The 20,713-nt window shown below is 60.1% G+C and carries 24 protein-coding genes and 1 tRNA gene; 18 read left to right on the top strand and 7 right to left on the bottom strand.

Annotation, left to right across the window (positions count from 1 at the left end; genetic code table 11):
* Window positions 1-10: 10 nt before the first annotated feature.
* Complete coding sequence (locus tag GYH35_RS29990) at window positions 11-745, bottom strand: reverse transcriptase N-terminal domain-containing protein (protein ID WP_161830326.1); 735 nt, start codon at window positions 743-745, stop codon at window positions 11-13.
* 793 nt (window positions 746-1,538) lie between these two features.
* Between GYH35_RS29990 and GYH35_RS29985 the strand changes: the two genes are divergently transcribed.
* The 4 genes from GYH35_RS29985 to GYH35_RS35545 all read left to right on the top strand — a co-directional run bounded on the left by GYH35_RS29985 (window position 1,539) and on the right by GYH35_RS35545 (window position 5,443).
* Window positions 1,539-2,336 (top strand): DNA methyltransferase, encoded by a 798-nt coding sequence (locus GYH35_RS29985; protein ID WP_161830325.1) that lies wholly within the window; start codon window positions 1,539-1,541, stop codon window positions 2,334-2,336.
* Window positions 2,337-3,079: 743 nt separating this feature from the next.
* A complete protein-coding gene (locus tag GYH35_RS29980) occupies window positions 3,080-3,631 on the top strand; it encodes a plasmid mobilization relaxosome protein MobC (RefSeq protein ID WP_161830324.1) in 552 nt (183 codons plus the stop codon).
* Window positions 3,612-4,607 (top strand): relaxase/mobilization nuclease domain-containing protein, encoded by a 996-nt coding sequence (locus tag GYH35_RS29975; RefSeq protein ID WP_161830323.1) that lies wholly within the window; start codon window positions 3,612-3,614, stop codon window positions 4,605-4,607. Before GYH35_RS29980 ends, GYH35_RS29975 begins: the two co-directional genes overlap by 20 nt.
* Before the next feature lie 584 nt (window positions 4,608-5,191).
* Entirely contained in the window at window positions 5,192-5,443 is a 252-nt protein-coding gene (locus GYH35_RS35545) for a DUF2971 domain-containing protein (RefSeq protein ID WP_407700232.1), read from the top strand.
* A 266-nt stretch (window positions 5,444-5,709) separates the two neighbouring features.
* On the opposite strand, the gene GYH35_RS29970 is transcribed toward GYH35_RS35545, so the two are convergent.
* Genes GYH35_RS29970 through GYH35_RS29960 form a run of 3 tightly spaced genes read right to left on the bottom strand, consistent with a single transcriptional unit; the run spans window position 5,710 to window position 7,650 of the window.
* Window positions 5,710-6,513: an ImmA/IrrE family metallo-endopeptidase gene (locus tag GYH35_RS29970; RefSeq protein ID WP_161830322.1), complete on the bottom strand. Its 804-nt coding sequence runs from the start codon at window positions 6,511-6,513 to the stop codon at window positions 5,710-5,712.
* On the bottom strand, window positions 6,513-6,878 hold the full coding sequence (locus tag GYH35_RS29965) for a hypothetical protein (RefSeq protein ID WP_161830321.1): 366 nt from the start codon (window positions 6,876-6,878) through the stop codon (window positions 6,513-6,515). The genes GYH35_RS29970 and GYH35_RS29965 overlap by 1 nt, the downstream gene beginning before the upstream one ends.
* Window positions 6,862-7,650, bottom strand: coding sequence for an RNA polymerase sigma factor (locus GYH35_RS29960; protein WP_161830320.1), 789 nt, complete (start codon window positions 7,648-7,650; stop codon window positions 6,862-6,864). The genes GYH35_RS29965 and GYH35_RS29960 overlap by 17 nt, the downstream gene beginning before the upstream one ends.
* Window positions 7,651-7,712: 62 nt before the next feature.
* Between GYH35_RS29960 and GYH35_RS29955 the strand changes: the two genes are divergently transcribed.
* The 9 genes from GYH35_RS29955 (at window position 7,713) to GYH35_RS35540 (ending at window position 14,374) form a co-directional block, all read left to right on the top strand.
* Entirely contained in the window at window positions 7,713-8,618 is a 906-nt protein-coding gene (locus tag GYH35_RS29955; protein WP_161830319.1) for an AAA family ATPase, read from the top strand.
* Entirely contained in the window at window positions 8,615-9,100 is a 486-nt protein-coding gene (locus tag GYH35_RS29950; RefSeq protein ID WP_161830318.1) for a hypothetical protein, read from the top strand. The genes GYH35_RS29955 and GYH35_RS29950 overlap by 4 nt, the downstream gene beginning before the upstream one ends.
* Window positions 9,097-9,597 (top strand): HORMA domain containing protein, encoded by a 501-nt coding sequence (locus GYH35_RS29945; protein WP_161830317.1) that lies wholly within the window; start codon window positions 9,097-9,099, stop codon window positions 9,595-9,597. The genes GYH35_RS29950 and GYH35_RS29945 overlap by 4 nt, the downstream gene beginning before the upstream one ends.
* Window positions 9,597-10,496 (top strand): CBASS oligonucleotide cyclase, encoded by a 900-nt coding sequence (locus GYH35_RS29940; RefSeq protein WP_161830316.1) that lies wholly within the window; start codon window positions 9,597-9,599, stop codon window positions 10,494-10,496. The genes GYH35_RS29945 and GYH35_RS29940 overlap by 1 nt, the downstream gene beginning before the upstream one ends.
* A 13-nt stretch (window positions 10,497-10,509) precedes the next feature.
* Complete coding sequence (locus GYH35_RS29935; RefSeq protein ID WP_161830315.1) at window positions 10,510-12,030, top strand: SAVED domain-containing protein; 1,521 nt, start codon at window positions 10,510-10,512, stop codon at window positions 12,028-12,030.
* Window positions 12,031-12,499: 469 nt separating this feature from the next.
* Entirely contained in the window at window positions 12,500-12,847 is a 348-nt protein-coding gene (locus GYH35_RS29930; protein ID WP_161830314.1) for a hypothetical protein, read from the top strand.
* 7 nt (window positions 12,848-12,854) lie between these two features.
* Window positions 12,855-13,154 (top strand): hypothetical protein, encoded by a 300-nt coding sequence (locus GYH35_RS29925; RefSeq protein ID WP_161830313.1) that lies wholly within the window; start codon window positions 12,855-12,857, stop codon window positions 13,152-13,154.
* 18 nt (window positions 13,155-13,172) lie between these two features.
* A complete protein-coding gene (locus tag GYH35_RS29920) occupies window positions 13,173-13,571 on the top strand; it encodes a helix-turn-helix domain-containing protein (RefSeq protein WP_161830312.1) in 399 nt (132 codons plus the stop codon).
* A 32-nt stretch (window positions 13,572-13,603) separates the two neighbouring features.
* Complete coding sequence (locus tag GYH35_RS35540) at window positions 13,604-14,374, top strand: alpha/beta fold hydrolase (protein WP_161830311.1); 771 nt, start codon at window positions 13,604-13,606, stop codon at window positions 14,372-14,374.
* Window positions 14,375-14,384: 10 nt separating this feature from the next.
* On the opposite strand, the gene GYH35_RS29910 is transcribed toward GYH35_RS35540, so the two are convergent.
* Window positions 14,385-14,461 (bottom strand) — tRNA-Pro (locus GYH35_RS29910).
* Between the two features lie 66 nt (window positions 14,462-14,527).
* Window positions 14,528-15,496, bottom strand: coding sequence for an octaprenyl diphosphate synthase (gene ispB, locus GYH35_RS29905; RefSeq protein WP_161830343.1), 969 nt, complete (start codon window positions 15,494-15,496; stop codon window positions 14,528-14,530).
* A 318-nt stretch (window positions 15,497-15,814) separates the two neighbouring features.
* Here ispB and rplU point away from each other — a divergent pair, with 318 nt between their 5' ends.
* The 3 genes from rplU to cgtA all read left to right on the top strand — a co-directional run bounded on the left by rplU (window position 15,815) and on the right by cgtA (window position 17,541).
* A complete protein-coding gene (gene rplU, locus GYH35_RS29900) occupies window positions 15,815-16,129 on the top strand; it encodes a 50S ribosomal protein L21 (protein ID WP_161816222.1) in 315 nt (104 codons plus the stop codon).
* Window positions 16,130-16,160: 31 nt separating this feature from the next.
* On the top strand, window positions 16,161-16,418 hold the full coding sequence (rpmA, locus tag GYH35_RS29895; RefSeq protein WP_161816221.1) for a 50S ribosomal protein L27: 258 nt from the start codon (window positions 16,161-16,163) through the stop codon (window positions 16,416-16,418).
* A gap of 85 nt (window positions 16,419-16,503) precedes the next feature.
* Entirely contained in the window at window positions 16,504-17,541 is a 1,038-nt protein-coding gene (cgtA, locus tag GYH35_RS29890) for an Obg family GTPase CgtA (RefSeq protein WP_161830310.1), read from the top strand.
* 78 nt (window positions 17,542-17,619) lie between these two features.
* Here cgtA and rpsT read toward each other — a convergent pair whose 3' ends face one another.
* Complete coding sequence (gene rpsT, locus GYH35_RS29885; protein WP_161816219.1) at window positions 17,620-17,889, bottom strand: 30S ribosomal protein S20; 270 nt, start codon at window positions 17,887-17,889, stop codon at window positions 17,620-17,622.
* Window positions 17,890-18,129: 240 nt separating this feature from the next.
* On the opposite strand from rpsT, the gene murJ reads away from it, so the two are divergent.
* Both murJ and GYH35_RS29875 read left to right on the top strand, forming a co-directional pair.
* Entirely contained in the window at window positions 18,130-19,713 is a 1,584-nt protein-coding gene (gene murJ / locus GYH35_RS29880) for a murein biosynthesis integral membrane protein MurJ (protein WP_161816218.1), read from the top strand.
* 67 nt (window positions 19,714-19,780) lie between these two features.
* Window positions 19,781-20,707, top strand: a complete 927-nt coding sequence (locus GYH35_RS29875) for a bifunctional riboflavin kinase/FAD synthetase (protein ID WP_161816217.1) — start codon at window positions 19,781-19,783, stop codon at window positions 20,705-20,707.
* The last annotated feature ends 6 nt before the right edge of the window (window positions 20,708-20,713 follow it).

The raw sequence follows: 20,713 nt of genomic DNA, 5'->3' as shown, positions 1-20,713 counted from the left end.
CAAAAAGCCGTCATCCTCGCCCAGGTGGGTCACTTTTACTTCGGCGGGGGTGGGTCAGTTTTACTCCGGCGCTAACACCAGACTCCATATATCCAGCCTTGAGCCAGTCCCGAAGAACGTTCCTATCCATCGGGATGCGACTTTCCAACCATCCGTGTCGGAAGTTGTCGAAGCAGCCTTTGATGTCCCCTTCGAGAATCCACGGTGCTGAACCTTTCTGCACCAACAGTTTGAACACGCGCGCGATGGCGTCCTGCGGCCCTCGATACCGACGGAAACCGTAGGAGTGAGGGTCGGCGCGTGTTTCTGCCACCGGCTCCAGCCCCAGCAAATGCAAAGCTTGCTGGGCTCGAATCGTCATGGTGGGGATTCCCAGTGGGCGCATCTTTGTGCTCCCGCGCTTGGGGATGTACACCCGGCGCAGAGGCTGCGGTCGAAGACCGCGGCTGCCCAACCGCTGGATGGCTTGCCATTTGGCTTCCGGGGTGGTCCAAGTCTCGCCGTCCACACCCGGTGTTCGCTTGCCATCGCTTTCCGATACTCGTTTCACGGCCAATGTCTTGGCCGAGAACGAGTTGACCAGGAACCGTTGCAGGGATTTCACCCGGCGCCAGTCCTGATCACGAGTTGCCTGAGCGATACGAGTCTGCAGTCTTCTCACGCGATCGTGTACGATGGGCCAATCGATTTGGGTCCAGTTGTTCACGCTGCGGGCGGTCGCAGAATCCGCTATCACGGATCGCATACTTGCTGACCTCCTATCGAGATGATTCGGCATACGTTCTCGCTCCACCACACCACACGGAAGTCAGCCCCCTTTCGGGTGGAGCACGTTGTCTCCTATCCGGACCGTTACAGCCCGGCGTTTGCTTTCTCCGCGATCCTTTGCCCGCTATCCCGTCACGCGCTTTGCAGCTCGCAGACCCCGGCGGCCCATCCGCAGGGGAAGACAACGGGTTTACCGAGTTCCACGACGATGACGCGGTGGGGTGGGTGCTGCTTGTCTACCGGCGGTACTGCGTCAGTGTGACCCGGTGAGGGATCAGGTCATCCGACCGCGTGCCATTTTGGCTCAGGCGCATACAGCTACTTTCGCCTGTCAATAATGACGATAGTTGTAACAGCAGTTCACTTACGTTCACCCGACCACCGAGCCTAGTCCCTTGTCCGCCGTGTAGCTGGCAGACTCCAGAAACGATCCTCACGGATCGATTCTGTCGCTAACGCGAGGGTCCATTGTCAGGGCGCTTTAGACGGTTCCTCTCGGACTCCGCCACAGCCCATAGGCTACGGATGACTGAACATCCGGTCAGCTCAGCTTGTTCTCTCCGAGCAAGTTGGCTGACAATCATCATCGTGGCTTCACGCCACTGAAGAAGTAACATCACCTCCTAAGTTATAACTTCTAACTTCTACCAGCGACTCTCGTCGCACCCCTCCATTTATTCGACGTCCCGCCAGGCTTCGCTTGACCGCTCCGCGCGCCGTGATCGGGAGAGCGCATCGGCAAACCCGCCGATGCCAATGGAGATGCCATCATGTTCCCGGTCAACGAAGTTCTTCAGGGTGATTGCACTCGCGTACTGCGGCGGTTGCCGGATTCGTTCGTCGATCTCGTGGTAACCGATCCGCCGTACGGCGTCAGCTATCAAGACAGCAAAGGTCGGACGATTGCGAACGACGATGATCCGAATCGCATTCTGGGTGCCTTTACAGATTTGTACCGGGTTCTGAAGCCCAACAGCATCTGCATCTCCTTCTACGGTTGGGGCCAAGTGGATGCATTCTTCCGAGCCTGGCGCCGCGCTGGGTTCCGGCCGATCGGTCACATCGTTTGGGCCAAGGACTACGCGTCGCGCACACGTTATCTCCATTACCGCCACGAACAGGCGTATGTGCTGGCGAAGGGATCACCGAAGATGCCGGAGCAGCCGATCGATGACGTTCAGCCCTGGGTGTACTCGGGCAATCAGGATCATCCGACTCAGAAGGCGGTGAAGATTCTGACGCCGCTTATCAAAGCGTTCTCGCAGCCTGGGCAACTCGTCCTCGATCCCTTCGCTGGCTCCGGTAGCACCCTGGTAGCCGCTGCGTTGAATGGCCGGCGTTACCTTGGCGTGGAGCTGGAGTCCGATTACTGTCGCGTAGCCCGCGAGCGGCTTGCGAAAGTGCAACGTAGGTTGTCTCCTTCGCAAGGAGTGACGGCGGCGCCTGGGCGCGACAACCGGGAACTGCCACCGCTCGAGGTGGATGGCTTCATCCGGTGGCTGCGCGGGCAGGGCCAGGAGGGCGTCGCTCGATTCATCGAACGTGCACGCGCGGAGTACGGCTCGTGACGGATGGGTGGCAATCCCAACGGTCGCGTGGCGTCGCAATTTGTCGCGCGACCGTTTCTATGTGGCGTCGTCTTCACCATCCACGTCACTGCCGGCAGACCAGATTGCGCGCTACAGGCGAGTCGTCTCGCGCGCTGCTTCGATAGTCTCCCGATGTCGGGACGAATAAGAACGGTGATCGGATGAGCTTGTAGGAAAGCGACCCAGAGCCGCCTGCGGACAGCTTCCTGCCCGCCGCCCAGCCCACAACTGGCCCCGTAGAGATGGGCATCGCCTGGACGGGGCCCGTCGGCCACGATGCGAGAACGAGTCCCGCTGCTGTATTGGTGACTGGGCAGGGTCTCTTCCTCGCGCAAGCGGCCCCTCGTATGGCCCGTGATGCCAGGCGTCCGACGGGGTGGTGAGCCAAGATCGAGAGGAGCGCTCTGGGTGATCGTTACACAGGCGTCGCGTCGTCTGCATTTCGATGAAGACAGTACGCCGACAAACGGCGGAGCACACCCGGCGATATATTCCAGAACTCATGCGCACCGAATCTCAGTCTCACCATAAAACACACGCGCTCGAGGCCAAAGATCACCGGCCTCGAAAAAATTAGCAAATATCGCCAACGGTCGAACTCTTCCTCCTCGAACTGCCACGCACTCCGCTGGAATCAGCGACTGCGAATGTTTGAGTTTCGATCAAAAAAGCGGCTAATTGCAGGATTGGCCTGCGGCTGCTTTTGTTTAACACTCTGGTCCATGGGCACCACGCACCTCATCGCTGCTCGCGTCTCTGCGGAGACGAAAGCGCGGTTCCGCAGCCTCGCGGAACAGCAGCAGATGACCGAGTCGGCGTTGCTGAAACGGCTCGTCGATATGGCCGTACACACCGGCGGCGTGAACGATGCCGATGTTCTGAAGTCGCCAGAGCGACGCCTGCGAGGCGCTCGGCTGTGTGTCCGACTGCACCCGGACGATCATTTGTTGCTGGCGGAAAGGGCGGCAGCTCGGCAGATGCCGGCGGCCACGTACGTCTCCGTCCTGGTGCGCGCCCATCTGCGGACGCTGTCGCCGCTTCCCAAGGCGGAGCTGATGGAGCTAAAGCGCTCTGTCGCCGAGCTCAGTGCGATCGGTAGAAACCTCAACCAGCTGGCTCGTCTGGCGCACCAGAGACCGGGCTCGGTCGCACCCGGCGGGGATGTTCTGCAAATGATGCTAAAGGTATGCGAAGGGATGCGCGCTCATACCAAGGAGCTGATCAAAGCCAATGCCAGGAGTTGGGAAGCAGGTTATGCGAACGATCAGACTTGAGACAGGTCGACCGATCCTCGACATCATCAGCTACGGCCGTGCAGGTCCCGAAAATCGGCTTTCCCTGACCCCGGCTCAGATCGCGCAGATCCACCGGACGGTCTCGCGAGCGCCTGAAGTAGTGGTCAAGGTGACGGGCGGTGGCGGTTCGACCACTGGCCGAGGCGTCAATGCACATTTTAGCTACATCGGCAGGCGCGGCGAGTTGGAGATCGAGACCGACGACGGCCAGCGCTTGACCGGCCGGGGAGTAGGGCGGCAGCTCGTCGACGATTGGGACTTGGATCTGGATGAAGATCGCAAGCGGCTCGACCTGTTCGCGACTAATCGGCGAAAGCCGCCGAAGCTCGTCCACAGGCTGATCTTCTCCATGCCGGCCGGCACGCCGCCGCAGAAGGTACTGGCGGCTGTTCGCGACTTCGCGCGCGAGGAATTCGGGCTCAAGCACCGATACGCCATGGTGCTGCACACGGATGAGCCGCACCCGCATGTGCATGTGGTGGTGAAGGCTCTCAGCGAAGATGGCGTGCGGCTCAATATTCGCAAGGCGACTCTGCGGCATTGGCGGCAGGAGTTTGCACGTCAGCTTCGGGCGCATGGCGTTGAGGCGAACGCCTCGGAGCGCGCCGTTCGCGGGCAAAGTCGTGCACCGAAGTTGGACCCGATTTTTAGGGCAGCTCAGAGGGGAGAGTCGTCGCACATGGTCGCCCGGGTGAGCGATGTCGCGCTTGAACTGAAAGCGGCGTCTCTAAATAGATCCGGCGCCGCTCGGCTCCATAAAACCAGAATGGAAGTCGTGCGCGGATGGAAAGCTGTGCGGGATGTTCTGCTCGTCGAGGGACGGCACCAACTTGCCAATGATGTTGCAAGATTCGTCAGCCAAATGCCGGCTCCGCGCACCGAAAAGGAGAGGTTGGCACATGAGCTGGTGGAACTGGCTCGTGCGCGTAACAAAGATATGCCCCTCGTTCGCTGATACATTGCGATACCGCAAGGCGCAAACCCAAACTTCTGAAATGACGGGAGTTACAGCAGTGTTCGTGGTCGTGGTCTGCTCGACCGATGTTTCACACGCCTGGCTCAAAGCGGCCATCCTGATCGAGGTTGCCGGGTACACATGCTTGCACGACGTAAGGCTCGTTACTGAAAGCGCATCGGACAGGTCACCGATTTTGGCCTAATGAACACCCGAGAATTGTGGAATTGCATCTCGAGTACACTTTCGAATTGATATATTGCTGCGACCAGTCGCCCATATCGATGGGTAGGAGCGAAGCACGCGTGCGTATCATTGATAATCGGGCGCTCGATATGGCTGAGCCCCTGTGGCGCTACTTCAAGCCTGAACGTTTTGCGGCCCTCATGCAGACGGGTTGCCCGCACTTCGCGTCCGCCCGCCAGTTCAACGACCGCTTCGAGGGCGCCGTCGCAGTACTTCCCCCGGGCTTTCCCGTTGATCCGCGATATGTGTAGCTAGACGGGGCAGAGCGCGCATTCGAGCAGCTCAAGCGCCTTACTGAGATTAGTCGCTGGCACCGCGCTACATGCGAAAGCGACGCGATGTGGCACCTCTATGCCGGCTCACATAAGGGCATTGCCATACGGACCAATGCCGAGCGAATTCAGGCTGCCGCTAAGCCTTTTCGGCTCCACCCAAGCTATGGAACAGAGGATCTGTGGGCTGGCAATGTCAACTATGTTGACCTTCTGAAGGAGCGCTTGCGGGTAAGCATGATGGATCGCTTCTGGTACAAGCACATGGCCTTCTCTTGGGAAGGAGTTTCGGCTCGCGATCTCAGTCCGCATGGCTGAAGAGTTTGGCGTGCAAGTTCCAGAGCTGGGCATCGACGTGGCTTTCAACCTCGATGCTCTTATTGACCGCATATACTGGGGTCCGCTGTTGGGCGACAAGCAAATCGAAGCTATCCGATCAACTGCAGAAGAGGCTGGACTGGGACGGCGCGTTAGAGTTTCCAGTCTGCTTGGGACCCCACGATACACGTGATAGTGCAGCATCAATCTGCCGCACAGAGATGCCGGTCGCTGAACTTTGCGTTGGTGCTACGAAAAATCATCCGTTATCGCTCGGAATAGAGAAGCGTGATCACTCCATAAGCGCCGAGACTCAATACATCTTCAATCATGATGAAGTCCTGCAGACTTCCTCGCCTGACTCTCGGGAACCACGTGCTCAGAGTCGTTCCGCGAGGCTTTGCAGTAAGAGTTGGGTCACCCAGGAGTCGCACCGTCTCTGCATCGCGGGGCAGCCGAGATGGATCCTTGAATGCCCAGTTATTTGTCAGATCGTAGAAGTCTCGGGAAGACCAGCACCACCGCCTAAGCGCTGATGTCCAGCACATCACAATCACCGGCGAGACATTGCTGCGTGCGTATCGAATTGCGGTGCTTGAGAGCGAGGTTCCGAAGGCATCCGCTAGGGTGCGAATCGCAGCAGAGCCCTTGGAGCACGTTCGCGCGTAGCTCAAGAATCGTTGGTTCGGCATCAGCAGGTAGGAAGCGAAGTGATCCGCCTCTCGCTCGACCGACATGTCTGATTGAAAATCAGTCAGACAGGCGACCGCCGCCGATCCACTCTCAAGGGAAAGACGATGCTCATCGATATAGTAATGACCCAACTCGTGGGCAAAGGTGAAGCGCGCTCGGGGGTATGATTCGTCCCGTATCCGATCAGCATTTCCATAGATGTGAAATGCGTGGTCCCGATACTCGAGTAGCCCGTCGAAGGCGTCTTCGTAGTGACCGAAGTTGTAGCTGATCCCGTTCGCCTCCGCCAACTTGTATGGATCGATTTTGTCGTTCGGAAAATAAGAGTCCGCGACGAATCCCGCCAATTCTTCAATTTCGTCGCAACGCGATGTCATCAGGAACGTCTCTTCTGTATCGCCGCGCGGTCTGCGTGCATCCGCGCAAGCAGAACATCATTGAGCTTTCCACCGTTGCGCGCCGCAAGTGCAAACTCGCCATCAACATGCGAATCTTGTTGACTCGACGTTCCTGGCATCAACGACAAGCCTTCCTTCTCTACGCGACGACCACGCTTTAACAGCTCGGCTGGATCTCTAAGTTGCTCCGGCAACTCTTCTAGCTCGACGTATGCTCGAGACGCGACAACCATTTCCTCCGTCGTTGGCAACAGCAAGCCGGAGTGTTCCAACGCCTGCTCAAGCTTTTCGAAGGCTAAATGAATCGCTTCTAACTGGTTTCGGAGCTTATCTAGCTGTGCCATGTTTAGCTCCTTTCGAAGGCATGCATTGCTGCAGTTTCTCACTAATCGCCTTCATCCCTTTGTAGCGGATGCGGCGCAGATTCTCGGGCGTGATTCCCAGTCGTTCAGCAAGCAGGGCAGCGGTTCCGCGATACATGTAGGACTGGCCGGGTGATTTCGACCGCTGCAGCAATGTCTCCAGCAGCACTCGCTGGCACCTCTCATCGAGTTCTTGGAAGGCCGCAGCCACACGCGTCCAATGCTCCCTTGTCGCAAGTGGACTTTCGAACTGGTGATACAACGAAGCAAAGTCTTGAGCTGAATAGATCTCAGCCCCCAGATCGGAGTCTGACCCGCTACCAATGCTGCTCGGTCGATGTGGGTTCCGATGGGCGTCAATGAGTGCATTGCGAGCAATCTTGCACAGCCACGCCATGGTCCGCGCTGACGTTCCTGGTCCGCGGTAGGTCTCTGCCCGGTCGAGTGCACGGGTTAGCGTCAGCGATACCAGGTCCTCAGCGAGGCTCGTGGGTTGACCCAACCGCCGACACAAATCGCGACAGCGCGAGTAGAGTTCGGCGGCGTAGCGACGATGAACTTCGGCGAAGGCTGCCTCCGCAACCGGCCGGTCCGATGCGTTGTCGATGAACGACATATATACGAACAGATCCTCATCGGACTGTTCCCTCATGTCGATCAATCCCGCCATTTTCTTCTGCCCACCCAAATCCCGTCGGGGCTGTTCTTCTTGGACACCAGCATATACGCCGAAGCGTGATTTCGCTGCTTTCACGCTTGAGCGTAATTCGGTCTGAGAGCCGGAAAGTGTGACTGAGTTATCAATAAAGGAATTATGTGAAATCTGAAGACGCCGCCCAAGCCAAAGGCATCCACCAATCACGAAAATTGCCTGCCCCGGAGCTCGCTGAACTCTGGGACTCGATCGTCCTGGACCCGGCGATCAAGGACCAGTTGCTGTCCCAGGCCGTCGTAAACTTCACAGTCCGACCGAAGGTCGCCCGCACGGTCTTGCCGTTGCACGGCGCGATCCTTCTGGTCGGTCCCCCGGGCACAGGCAAGACTTCGCTCGCGAGGGGATTGGCGCAGCGAACAGCTGAATCGTTCAAGGGCTCTCGTTTCACATTGCTCGAGGTGGACGCGCACGCCCTTGGCAGCTCCATGATGGGGAAGACGCAGAAGGCAGTATCCGATCTTTTTTCACAGTCGATCGCCGAATCGGCAATGGCCGGCGGCTACACCATCGTTCTGCTGGACGAAGTCGAGACGCTCGCCGCGGATCGAGCGAAGCTGAGCCTGGAAGCCAATCCCATCGACGTCCATCGAGCAACCGATGCTGTCCTCGTGCAACTCGACGCACTGGCTGAGCAGCATGCCAACTTGCTGTTTGTCGCCACGAGCAATTTTCCACAAGCGGTGGATTCGGCGTTCACCTCACGTTGTGATCTCGTGCTAGAGATCCCATTGCCCAACAAAGCGGCATGCGAGCAGATCCTCGCCTCATGTCTTGAGGGATTGGCGGCCACATTTGCACCCATCAGGCGCTTACCAGCGAGCGAGGGGTTCTCCAAGGTGGTCAGTGAGCTCGTCGGCCTCGACGGGCGGACAATCCGAAAGGTGGTCGCGAATGCGTTGACGGTACGCAAGCAGGTGGCACTGCGCCCAGAGGAATTGACAATGTCCGATTTGCTTGAGGCGGCACGAGCGGCCAAGGCCGCCAGATCAGTGCGGAGGTCATCATGAGCGCCACAGTCGCAAGCCGGGTCATCCGTAGCTCACCATACCGCGACACAACACAAACATGGACCGCGATAATCGAGTTACTCACTCGAGGAAAGGCGGGAGCGGAGCGCGATGAACTGCTCTCGGTCGCAGGAGTCGCGAGTGCGTTGATCGCCGAGCGCAGTCCGAAGGACGCTGCGATCGTCGTGATCTGCGACGGCCCGCGCACGCGCATCTATTGTTCCTACGACGAGGACGCGATTGCCGGCCATGACGCCCGGGAAGACGCTCTGGGATATGACCCGCTTTCCGGAAACTGGACGATCTCTTTGCCATGTCCCGCCGACGACCTGTCCTGGGTGCAGCGTGCGCTCAAGACGAAATCATCGCGCATCACGGCTAGAGACGCCACCCAACCAGTGAATGCCGCGACGTCGGATGAAAAATCCTTCGTGAAAGATCAAGACCTGGCCATCGACACCGAGGCATTTCTCCGCTCATGAGCACCGTCGCCGTCTATTCTTATACGCATTCGGTCACGTACGTTGCCGACAACATCCTGAAGAGCCTCAAGGACATCATCCGGCTAAGTGGACTTGATCCACAGAAGTTGATAGGCGACTGGGAGGTCTTACTGCGCGGGATAAGCCGTTGGATTGAGTCGCAGCACTTGCGGAGTGTGACCTTGGAGATTTATGAGCCGTCCACGAACAAGCTCATTACCCGCTGGGATGTTAGCGTCTCGTACCAGTGGGATCTCAATGCTGGGACCTTTTGGACCGACACAGATCAACTCAGGTACGCCATCAAGAAATCCGGTCTTCTGCCCGCACAGGCTCAGTATCGCGTACTCGTGCAGAACAAGCCGGGAGAACCCGAGGTTGCTGGTTGGTCGAACACGTCCTACCTATCCACGGACGGCATGGTGCGTCAAAGCCTCGGCACAACCATCGAGCACAATGGACTCGGCGCCAACACAAGCTACTGGAGAAAGCACTGATGCTCACGATCGACGAAGCCTTCCGAAAGTTCAAGAGCCGGCTCGAACTCACGAACGGTGAGCAGAAGAACGCAACCAAGCGGCACAACGAAGTGCGCGAGTACGTTCGCACCAGGTACGCGATTGACCGGGACTTCCTCACTGGCTCATATGCTCGATACACCAAGACCAAGCCGCTCAAGGACATCGACATCTTCTTCGTCATGAAGGAGAGCGAGAAGCACTACCGTGGCAAGGCCGCCGGCCTGGTGCTTGATAACTACAAGGCTGCGCTGAGCGAGAAATATGGGGAAAAGGCCGTACGCAAGCAAAGTCGCTCCATCAATATCGACTTCGGGGTGAGCGTCGATGCGGAGGACAACGCCAACGAACAGATCTTAAGTGTCGATGTCGTGCCCGCCTTCAATAGTGGCAACGACTACGAAATTCCAGACGGTGATACGGGCAAGTGGATCAAGACGAACCCTGACATCCATGCGGACAAGGCGACGCAAGCACATCAGGCGTACGGAAATGAGTGGAAGGGACTAGTCAGAATGGTCAAATACTGGAATAACAATCCGAAGCACGGCGAGAAGCCGATTAAGCCGTCCTTCCTGATCGAGGTGATGGCACTCCAATGCCTGTTTTGCGGTTGGGGCGGGCAATATGATCGGGAGATCCAAAGCTTCTTTGCGACGTTGGCCGATCGCATCGGCGACACGTGGCCGGATCCTGCGGCGCTGGGGCCGCCGATCAGTGCGTCCATGGATCAGAAGCGCGTCGATCGCGCCAAAATTCTATTGACCACCGCGGCTCGTGAGGCAGGTCTCGCCATCCATCACGCGCGCCAAGGAAGAGGCGGCGAGGCTCTTAAGACCTGGCGACAGCTATTCGGCCCCCTTTTCCCACTTTCCTGAGCGCACGCAAGTCATGGCGAACGCTATCGGCGCACGGCGCGATGGAGATGATTTCCAAGCGAGGTTGTTCTGGCTCAAGGCAGCACACCTACTGGACGACGAAGGCCCAATACAACGCGTTGGCTTTGAATGCGGCCCGCGCGGATTCGACGATCTTTGGGTCGAATACGATCCGTCGCATCGCCCCAAAGACCAGTACGGGGTACCACTCGCGAAAGAGTTCTTTCAGTGCAAGTGGCACGTCTCTCCAGGTCTTTATACGCACAAGGACCTGACCGAACCCCAATTCATTAATGCGAGCACCAAGTCACTTCTGCAGCGTGCATACGCGGCGCTCCTCGATCACTCGACAGCAGACGAGTGTGCATTGAGGCTCAAGTTCGTGACCAATTGGCGCCTAGACCCTAACGATCGTCTGTCGTCACTGATCCGGAGTCGGTCACATACTCTCAAGGTTGACGAGCTATTCGAAGGAACAACCGCGAGAAGCGCAACAGCACAGATCCGTAAGCTCTGGCGCGAACATCTGCAACTCGACGAGATCGAACTGCGCCGACTTGCCGCAGCACTTGGTTTCTCGTATTTCGGCGAATCGCTGGATGACATGAGAGAACGTCTCGATGTGACGTGCAGGGCGTTTGGCCTAAGGCGCGTGCCTGCAGAGAGTAGCGCAGTGCTCTATGACGATATCGTGCGCCAGTGGGCAGCCCAAGGTCGCAACGTCTTCGATCGAAAGCTCTTTCGCAAAGCGTGCGTACAGGATGGATTGTTCGAGGGGAAGGGCGATCGCAGCGTCGCATTTGGAATCAAGTCGTTCGAGCATCCGATCGATCGTCTTGAGGATCGGTGTACGGAAGTCCTAGATCTGGTTGCGGAGTTTGACAACCGATTCATTCGAGAGGGCGCGACCTGGAATGCGACGCTTCTGCCGACGTTGCAGACTTTTCTGTTGCGAGCTGCGCGATCACATGACCGTATTCGTCTCGCGATTGACGCGCATACCACGCTGGCATTTGCGACAGGGGCCGTCCTCAATCGCAAGAGCGGCAGAGTCCTGGAGATTGAGCAGCGAACGCCCTCGCGACGGTTGTGGTCACCCGACGACGAATCGGATGTGATCAGACCATCGTGGGAGGTCGCGGAATACGAGTTCGCAAGCGCCGGAGCCGACATGGCTATCGCTGTGTCCCTCACGCATGATGTTGAACCGAAGGTTCGGGCGTATTTGAGCGCACTGCCACTGCCTCCGCGTACCCTGCTTACGTTCAAGCCCGTCGGGGGGGCCTCGTCCAGCGCCGTGGCCTCAGGACACCATGCATATCAGTTGGCGGAGGCACTTGCGCGTCGAGTCAAGGCGCAGCGCGAGTCGCAGCCTGAAACACAAAGCCGCGTCCATCTGTTCGTCGCGGCACCGAACGGATTCACCTTGTACCTCGGCCAGCACTGCCCATTGTTGGCGCCCCTTACGCTTTACGAATTTGACTTCGAGGGCGCACGCGACGGTTCTTACCGACCATCACTAGCGCTTCCCTAGGAAATTCAGAGCCGCTGAAGCGTCATCCGGTCAGAACGTGCGGCGGGTGACAGCGGCAGCATTGGATGTACGCGCATGTGAAGCCTTAGGTGCGGCGACCCAGCTGCTGTTCCGCTCTGATTGTCTGGACTTCCAACTCGATATCGGAATAGTGTCAGTCCTGCGGCCAGTGATCCGCCCGAGGGCGGCCCCCGCCGGTGCTACCAACACCGACGAGGACCTAACCACAACGCCTTACGCGAGGCAGTTATGGCTTCCTGCATTATGGCGCACCCGGCGCTTGCGCGGGGATGTGCGCACGTATCTCACAGAACAAACGGCTTTGCCGTGCTCCACCGAGCTTCGTCGGGTAGGGCGCGGCCATGAACCGGCGGCGAGAATGCGTTCGCAAATACTCGCCGGTCTCTTCTAAGAATCGTTCAGACCGGCTCAGTTCACGCCCCGGCGTATCGCGCGCGAGGTACGAGCCATGACCCGCGCCAGCCGCGAAGACATGGTCGTCCTCAGCATGGGCCTTAACACGCTGCTCGCCAGCGTGCGGCAGACCGAGGCGTGGTGTCGATCGCAGGGTGACGTGGCATCGCTCCGGCGCACCCGCCTCCTGATACACGCGATCCTCATCACTCGCAGTAAGTTCTTCGGAAGCTCAAACGCTGGCGAAGCGAACGACGACGTCACCGAAGCGCTCTTCGTCGCTGACGGCCTTCGCGACGCCGCTCAGCAATGTCACGAAGGGCAGGCGGCCCTCCACGAACGACTAATCGGTGGCGCAGAAGCCATCGAGCGGTTGTGCAGCTCACCGCTCCGCAAGAGGTAAACAACTCATGGCGGAGAAGGAAACATACGAAGCACTTCCCGCCGGCAGCTCTCTCGAAGAACTCATCGAAGCGGAGCGCGTGAACCTAATGCAGGTTCAGGGAATGGCCAGGGTTCTATACGACGTCTTGCTGTACTCCGACGACGATGACGGAACGATGCACGCCGACGTGGCGAAGGTCATCGCGAGACTGATTGAAGAATCGGTTGATGCGCTCGAGAAGATCGTCAGGCGCTTCAAGGCCGGCGAGTTCAGCCCGCCACCAAACAAGGCACCGGGCGACGCTGACTCCGGAAGTTCGAAGTAGAGCAGGCAGGGCGCGCACGTGAGCGACACGCAACCCGCATCGCCGAAGTCGCCGCAGATCAAAAGAGAAAGTCGTGCCTACTTCGCCGCGCTCGGGAAGCGTGTTACGCAGCTGCGAAAGTCACGAGGTATGACGCAAGCGGAGCTGGCTCGCGCGCTCGGCGTTTCTCAACAGGCAGTGTTTGCTTACGAGATCGGCGACAGGCGGATTTCGGTCCTCATTCTCGAACGGCTCGCGAGGCTGTTCCGTCTCAACATCGACCAGTTCCTCGGCTTCGCTCCGGAGCCGCCAGTCAGGAAGCGCCGGCTCTCACCGAGAGCGATGCGCCACGCGGAGCGCCTCCAGGCGCTATCCAAAACGCAGCAGCGCTTTGTCGTCCGAATTATCGATGTGCTGGAGGGGTACAACAAACGATAAGATGAGGAGCAAGAGAGGCCACGAATGCTTCAATGAGCAACAGCTTGCAGCTAGTGCTTCTGCCCGGATTCGACGGAACAGGCGAGCTATTCTGGCCCCTGCGAGCGGCTCTTGGCGAAGACGTAGCTTCCGCGACGGTCCGGTACGATGCCGAGCGGTCACTCGATGAGTACATAGACAGTGTTGCCAGGATCCTGCCGCACGAGAATGCAGTTCTGGTAGCGGAGTCATTCTCCGGGCCGGTCGCGCTATCGCTCTTTGCGAGATATCCAGCTCGCATCAAATGCGCGGTGCTCTGCGCTACATTCGCGGTGAGTCCCTTTCGAACGCTAACGCACGCGGCGAGGTACATGCCGACATTCCTGTTCACTCCGACTCGGATGCAGAAGCCATTGTTGCGAGGCTTTTGCCTGAATGGCGAAGGTGACGACGCCCTTGTTGATCGAGCGGCATCTGTCGTTCGTTCCCTGTCTGCAGCAACGATTCGGAACCGATTACGGGTGCTATCAGGAATCGACGTGACAGCGCTGCTTCCCCGGATCACGGCGCCCGTGCTGTATCTGCAGGCCACCCGAGACCGGATCGTGAGCGACCGCCTGAGCCGACAGCTCACGCAGGCGCTTCCGCGAGCTACGGTGCAACAGATCGACGGCCCGCATTTGCTGCTTCAGAGTCGGCCAGCTGAGTGCGCCACCGCCATTAAGCGATTTCTTGCGCACCAGGAGGTGAAAGCGCAAACACCCCACTCGGACCCCGAGCAGAGTTACGCCGGAACCCCAGCGTCAATCAGAGAAGAAACTTGAATGTTCTGAATGGTCGGGGTGACAGGATTTGAACCTGCGACCTATACGTCCCGAACGTAGCGCTCTACCAGGCTGAGCTACACCCCGAAATCCGAAATACGCGGCCTCAATAATCTAAGTAAGTCCGTCCTGACTTACCCGCACGAACGCCATCTAATGCGTCCGTTCCACCGCGAAATCAGCGAGTTCGCGCAAGGCTTGCTTATACGCCGAGTCGGGCAATACGGCGATTGCCTCGATGGCGAGGGCGGCCTCCCGCCGCGCGAGCCGCGCAGTGTACGCAAGGCCTCCAGTAGATTCAATTGCGGCGGTGATATCGGCGAGGCGATCGATGCTGCCCTCCTCGATACTGCGTCGGATCAAAACCCGCTGCTCCTCGGTTCCGGTGCGGAGCGCATATATAAGAGGAAGGGTGGGCTTGCCTTCGGCCAGGTCGTCGCCCAGGTTTTTGCCGAGCTCCGCGCTGTTTGACTGGTAATCCAGTACGTCATCGACCAGTTGGAAGGCCGTGCCGAGGTGGCGGCCGTAGGCCGCCATCGCGGCTTCAACAGCGGGCGAAGCCCCAGCCAGAAGCGCGGCGATCTGCGCGCCGGCTTCGAAGAGCTTGGCGGTCTTCCGATAGATCACCTCGAAATACCGCTCCTCGGTGGTGTCCGGGTCGTTGGCGTTCAGGAGCTGCAGCACCTCGCCCTCGGCGATTTTGTTGGTGGCGCTGGCCATCACGGCCATGATCTTCATGCTTTCCAGGGACACCATCATTTCGAAGGAGCGCGAGTAGACGTAATCGCCCACCAGCACGCTCGCCTCGTTGCCCCACACTTCATTGGCGGTGTCGCGGCCGCGGCGCAGTTTGGAGCCGTCGACCACGTCGTCGTGGAGCAGGGTGGCGGTATGAATGAATTCGATGATGGCCGCGGCTTCGGAGTGCTGTGCACCTCGATAGCCGCAGGCACGGGCGACGACCACGACCAGCAAGGGTCGCAGGCGTTTGCCGCCGCTGCCGACGATGTACTCGGCGATCTGGTTGACCAGGACTACATCGCTGGCGAGGCGATTGCGGATGACCGCATCGACCTGTCGCAGGTCGTCTTCGACCAGCGCTTTGACGGACTCGAAGCTCATGGATTCCAAGGGGAAATAGCCGACGCGCGAATGGTAGCCGATCGGGGGCGCAAGCTGTCGCATGTCACAGACTTAGTTCGCTTCAGCGCCTTCATGAGGTCGTGAAAAGCATGAAACTCGCCGGTAAAGTGCGAGGCCGCGCATGCGCTCGCCGCCGCGAACATGAGGCGAATGCCGACGGGAAAGCCATCGGAAGGGCATTTCGCAGCAGTTTTTGGCCTGGATGCGGCCTCGGCTGTTGCTTAGAACCCGTCCGCTCCGTACACTTCACGCCCTTTTCAGCCGGGGTCTTCCCGGTCCCCGGAGCTTGGGTCAAACATGTACGCCGTCATTTCCACGGGTGGTAAGCAGTATCGCGTCAGCGAAGGCCAGGTCGTGCGCGTCGAGAAGCTCGACGCCGAGGCCGGCGCCGATGTCGAGTTCGACAAGGTGCTGCTGGTCGGTTCGGGCGATCAGGTCAAGATCGGCGCGCCGTTCCTGAGCGGCGGCAAGGTGACCGGCACCGTGCAGAGCCACGGCAAGGGCGATAAGAAAGTCATCGTCAAATTCCGTCGCCGCAAGCATTACCTGCGCCAGGGCACGCACCGTCAGCCGTTCACGGAAGTGAAGGTGACGGGCATCGTCGGCGGCTAACCCCTTTATTTGATTTCGGAGAGCACACGCCATGGCACATAAAAAGGCAGGCGGCAGTACCAAGAACGGCCGCGATTCAGAGTCCAAACGACTCGGCATCAAGAAGTTTGGCGGTGAGCACGTGCTCGCCGGTAACATCATCGTCCGTCAGCGGGGCACGGTTTATCGCGCCGGCGACGGCGTCGGCGTCGGCACGGACTACACGCTGTTTGCGAAGACTGAAGGTCGCGTGTTGTTCCGCAAGCGCGGCGTCGAGCAGAAGACGTTCGTGAGCGTCGTCGCCGAGTAAGCGCGGCCGCTTTCGCAAGATCGAAGGAGCCCCGGCCTGCGCCGGGGCTCTTTTTTTAAGCCCGCCGCGCACCCAAACTAGCAACATGCGTTTCGTCGACGAAGCCACGATCAAGGTTCAAGCCGGTAACGGCGGGCGCGGCTGCGCGAGCTTTCGTCGCGAGAAGTTCATTCCGTTCGGCGGCCCCGACGGCGGCGATGGCGGCAAGGGCGCGGACATCTATCTCGTCGGCAAGGCGGGCATCAACACGCTGGCCGACTTCCGCTACAACCGTGCCTTCCGCGCGCCGCACGGCACCGCAGGCTCTGGCAATGACTGCACAGGCGCCAGTGGCACCGATCTCGTCGTCGAGGTGCCCATCGGCACCGTCGTTATAGATGTGGACACGGAAGAGCAGTTGGGCGACATCACCGAGGCGGGCCAGCGCCTGCTGGTCGGCAAAGGTGGCAAGGGCGGCTGGGGCAACACCCGCTTCAAGACCAGCACCAATCGCACGCCTCGCAAGGCCATGCCGGGTCTGCCCGGCGAGAAGCGCGACCTCCGGCTCGAGCTCAAGGTCATGGCCGACATCGGCTTGCTTGGCTTGCCGAATGCGGGCAAATCGACGCTGATTCGTGCGGTTTCGGCGGCGAAGCCGAAGGTTGCCGACTATCCGTTCACGACGCTGCATCCGAATCTCGGCGTGGTCCGCGTCGGCGTCCATCGCAGCTTCGTCATGGCGGACATACCGGGTCTGATCGAAGGCGCGGCGGAAGGGGCGGGGCTCGGAATCCAGTTCCTGAAACACCTTCAGCGCACCCGAGTGCTGCTGCATCTCATCGATGTGAGCCCGCCGGACCCGGACGCCGATCCGGTGAAGGATGCCCGCGCGATCATCGCCGAATTGAAGAAGTTCAGCGCGGAACTGGCGGAGAAAGAGCGCTGGCTCGTGCTGAACAAGGTCGACCTGTTGCCCGCGGATCAGGCCGACAAGGTCTGCAAGGACATCGTGCGCCGGCTGCGCTGGAAGGGGCCGGTGTATCGGATCTCGGGCTTGGCGCACCAGGGCACCCAAGAGCTGTGCGAGTCCATCATGAAGCGGCTGGAAGAGATCGACGCGCCCAGCGAAGCCGAGGTCGGCTAGAGCGGCTCGTCGCAGATGGAGGCCGAAATAAAAAAGCCGGGCATTGCCCGGCTTTTTTATTCGAATCCAGCAGTCGGCTCAGCCGGCCGACAGTTCCTTCACGCGCGCATTCAGGGCGCTCTTATGGCGAGAAGCCTTGTTGCGATGGATCAGGCCCTTGTTCACGGCCGAATCGATGATCGGGCCGGCGGCCTTGAGCTTGGCAACGGCGGTTTCCTTGTCGCCGGCTTCCACCGCATTCACGACGCCCTTGATGGCAGTACGCAGCTTCGAGCGGCCAGCCACGTTACGGGCACGGCGCTTGACGGTCTGGCGGGCGCGCTTTTCGGCGGACTTGATATTGGCCACGGTCGTGAAGGCTCCAAAAAAGAGGCCGCGAATTCTGCCGGCCGATCAGCCGTAAGGCAAGGGCAAAGTAGCGGTCCGCCCGGAAAATAGCCAATTTCGTCAGCCGCCCGCCGGGAAATCGCCGGCGCGCGGCCATAATCCGGTGCGAAAAGGCGATAGTTGGTCAGCCAGTCCGCTTCTTCACTACCATTGCCGCCCCATGACCTCAGCCCAGTTCACCCCGCTCGAGCCCGGCCAGCCATGAGCCGCGGCTTTTTTCGTAGCACCGCCATCGTCGGAATCACCACGCTGCTGTCCCGGATCACGGGGCTGGTGCGCGACGTCGTCCAGGCCGTGATGATCCCGGCGGTGTATCTGGAGGTGTACGTCCTCGCGAACCAGATCCCCAACCTGCTGCGACGATTGTTTGCCGAAGGCGCGTTCTCGCAGGCGTTCGTGCCGGTGGTCGCAGAGTACAAGGCCAATCGCTCCAAAGAAGACGTGCGCGAGCTGGTCGATTCCGTCTCCGGCACGCTGGGCGCGTTTCTCGCCGTCGTTTCCGTGATCGGCGTGATCGCCGCGCCGATCGTCGTGACGATCTGCGCGCCTGGCTTCGCCTCGAAAGAGGTAGGGCAGTTCGGGCTCGCCGTGGAAATGCTCCGCTGGACGTTTCCTTATCTGTTGTTCGTCTCGCTGACCGCGCTCGCCGGCGGCGTGCTCAACAGTTATCAACAGTTCGCGCTGCCGGCATTCACGTCGGTCGTGCTGAACATCGTTTTGATCGTGTTCGCGGCCTACGTATCGCCGTATTTCGAGCAGCCGGTCGTGGCGCTCGCCGTCGGTGTGTTCGTCGGCGGCGTGATCCAGCTGATCATTCAAATCCCGGCGTTGATCAAGCTCGGCGTCATCCGTCGACCGCACTGGAATTGGCAGCACGAGGCGGTGAAGCGCATTGCCAGGCTCATGGGCCCGGCCATCATCGGCTCGTCCATGGGGCAGCTCAGCGTGATGATCAGCTCGGGCATCGCGTCCTTACTTGCCGATGGCAGCATGACCTGGCTGTACTACGCGGACCGGCTGGTCGAGTTTCCGCTCGGCGTGTTCAGCATTGCGCTCGCCACCGTGATCCTGCCGAGCCTGTCCTCGCAGCACGCGCGCAAGTCGCCGGATGAGTTTTCGGCGACGCTCGCCTGGGCGGTGCGCCTCGTATGTCTCATCGTGATCCCGGCGTCCGTCGCGATGTTCGCGATGTCGGGGCCGTTGACCGTCGCGCTGCTGCACTATGGCCAGTTCAAGGCGACCGACGTCGCGATGACGCGAATGGCGCTGATGGCGTTCTCCCTGGCGCTGCTGGGTTGGAGCATGATCAAGGTGCTCGCGACCGGCTATTACGCCCAGCAAAACACCAAAGGTCCGGTGAAGGTCGCCATGCGAGCGCTCGGCGTGACCATGGTCCTGAACGTAATCGTGGTGGTGGCGCTGTGGCTCACCGGAAACCTCAAGACCCCCGGCGCGCACACGCTGCTCGCCCTGACCAATGGCGTCGGCGCCATCATGAATGCCGGCTTGCTCTACCTCGGGCTGTTGCGCAGCCAGGTGCTCCGGCGCGGCCAGGCCATGCGGGGGCTCTTGATCCGGATCGCGGTCGCGAGCGTGCTCATGGCGGCCTTCCTGTGGTGGTTCGGCGGCGATATCACGACCTGGCTGGTCACCCCGACGCTCCAGCGCGTGGTCTGGCTGGCCGGACTGGTCGTCGGCGGAATCGGGGTTTATTTCGCGGCGTTGTGGGCGATGGGCGTACGCGCCGGCCAGTTCCGACTGCAGTCGCCCGCGAGTTCCCTATAATCGACTCCACTTCAAGTAGACTCGTCGGTTCACCTTAATCTTGGACTTGCGGAGCACGAGGGCCGCGGTGGAGCTCATTCGGGGCCTTTATAACCTGCGTGCCGGGCAGCGGGGCTGCGTGCTGACGATCGGGGCGTTCGATGGCATCCACGTCGGGCACCAGGAGATGATCCGCGTGCTGCGCGAGCGCGCCGCGCAGCACGGCTTGCCGGCGGCCTTGATGTCGTTCGAGCCGACGCCGCGCGAGTTTTTCGCCAAAGGCACGCCGCCGGCCCGGCTGACCCGGTTTCGCGAGAAGTTCGAGGCGCTCGAGCGCTATGGGGTCGACCGTTTCGTCTGCCTGCGTTTCAACGAGCGCATGCGCCGGCTCGGCCGCGAAGAGTTCGTGAACGAGGTACTGGTAAAAGCGCTCGGCGTCCGCCACATCGTGGTAGGGCACGATTTCCGCTTCGGCCGCGACAACCAGGGCGACATCGCCTGCTTGCGCTCGCTCGGAGCGGCGGCGGGCTTCGAGGTTACCGAGGTGCCGCCGTTCGAGATCGACGGCGAGCGCGTCAGCAGCTCCGGAATCCGTGAGGCGCTGGCGGTCGGCGACATGGCGAAGGCGGCGAAGCTGCTCGGTCGTCCCTACCGGATGACCGGCAAGGTGATTCATGGCGAGAAGCTCGGCCGCAAGCTCGGCTTTCCGACCGCGAATCTGCGCTTGCATCGGCGCGCGACGCCGCTGGCCGGGATATTCGCGATTCGAGTGACGGGCGCTGGACTGAAAGACGCGCCGGGTGTCGCGAGCCTCGGCACGCGCCCGGCGGTGAACGGCAAGGAGCTGCTACTTGAAGCGCACGTGTTCGACTTCGAGGGCGACTTGTATCGTCAGCACGTGCACGTCGACTTCGTTGCCTACCTGCGCGCGGAGCGCTGGTTCGCCGATATGGACGCTTTGATCGAGCAGATGAATCGAGACGCCGCGCAGGCGCGGCAGATATTGGGTTCGTGAATCGAG

Origin of the sequence: Steroidobacter agaridevorans (genome assembly GCF_009932555.1) — a bacterium.
Taxonomy (GTDB): Bacteria; Pseudomonadota; Gammaproteobacteria; order Steroidobacterales; family Steroidobacteraceae; genus Steroidobacter; species Steroidobacter agaridevorans.
The sequence above is the reverse complement of the archived record's forward strand: the minus strand, read 5'-3'. Positions and strand labels throughout refer to the sequence as shown.

Bases quoted from the DNA above. Each gene is read 5' to 3' on its own strand.
- GYH35_RS29990 (WP_161830326.1), bottom strand. From the start codon at position 745: ATGCGATCCGTGATAGCGGATTCTGCGACCGCCCGCAGCGTGAACAAC.
- GYH35_RS29985 (WP_161830325.1), top strand. From the start codon at position 1,539: ATGTTCCCGGTCAACGAAGTTCTTCAGGGTGATTGCACTCGCGTACTG.
- GYH35_RS29980 (WP_161830324.1), top strand. From the start codon at position 3,080: ATGGGCACCACGCACCTCATCGCTGCTCGCGTCTCTGCGGAGACGAAA.
- GYH35_RS29975 (WP_161830323.1), top strand. From the start codon at position 3,612: ATGCGAACGATCAGACTTGAGACAGGTCGACCGATCCTCGACATCATC.
- GYH35_RS35545 (WP_407700232.1), top strand. From the start codon at position 5,192: ATGTGGCACCTCTATGCCGGCTCACATAAGGGCATTGCCATACGGACC.
- GYH35_RS29970 (WP_161830322.1), bottom strand. From the start codon at position 6,513: ATGACATCGCGTTGCGACGAAATTGAAGAATTGGCGGGATTCGTCGCG.
- GYH35_RS29965 (WP_161830321.1), bottom strand. From the start codon at position 6,878: ATGGCACAGCTAGATAAGCTCCGAAACCAGTTAGAAGCGATTCATTTA.
- GYH35_RS29950 (WP_161830318.1), top strand. From the start codon at position 8,615: ATGAGCGCCACAGTCGCAAGCCGGGTCATCCGTAGCTCACCATACCGC.
- GYH35_RS29945 (WP_161830317.1), top strand. From the start codon at position 9,097: ATGAGCACCGTCGCCGTCTATTCTTATACGCATTCGGTCACGTACGTT.
- GYH35_RS29940 (WP_161830316.1), top strand. From the start codon at position 9,597: ATGCTCACGATCGACGAAGCCTTCCGAAAGTTCAAGAGCCGGCTCGAA.
- GYH35_RS29935 (WP_161830315.1), top strand. From the start codon at position 10,510: ATGGCGAACGCTATCGGCGCACGGCGCGATGGAGATGATTTCCAAGCG.
- GYH35_RS29930 (WP_161830314.1), top strand. From the start codon at position 12,500: ATGACCCGCGCCAGCCGCGAAGACATGGTCGTCCTCAGCATGGGCCTT.
- GYH35_RS29925 (WP_161830313.1), top strand. From the start codon at position 12,855: ATGGCGGAGAAGGAAACATACGAAGCACTTCCCGCCGGCAGCTCTCTC.
- GYH35_RS35540 (WP_161830311.1), top strand. From the start codon at position 13,604: ATGAGCAACAGCTTGCAGCTAGTGCTTCTGCCCGGATTCGACGGAACA.
- ispB (WP_161830343.1), bottom strand. From the start codon at position 15,496: ATGAGCTTCGAGTCCGTCAAAGCGCTGGTCGAAGACGACCTGCGACAG.
- rplU (WP_161816222.1), top strand. From the start codon at position 15,815: ATGTACGCCGTCATTTCCACGGGTGGTAAGCAGTATCGCGTCAGCGAA.
- rpmA (WP_161816221.1), top strand. From the start codon at position 16,161: ATGGCACATAAAAAGGCAGGCGGCAGTACCAAGAACGGCCGCGATTCA.
- cgtA (WP_161830310.1), top strand. From the start codon at position 16,504: ATGCGTTTCGTCGACGAAGCCACGATCAAGGTTCAAGCCGGTAACGGC.
- murJ (WP_161816218.1), top strand. From the start codon at position 18,130: ATGAGCCGCGGCTTTTTTCGTAGCACCGCCATCGTCGGAATCACCACG.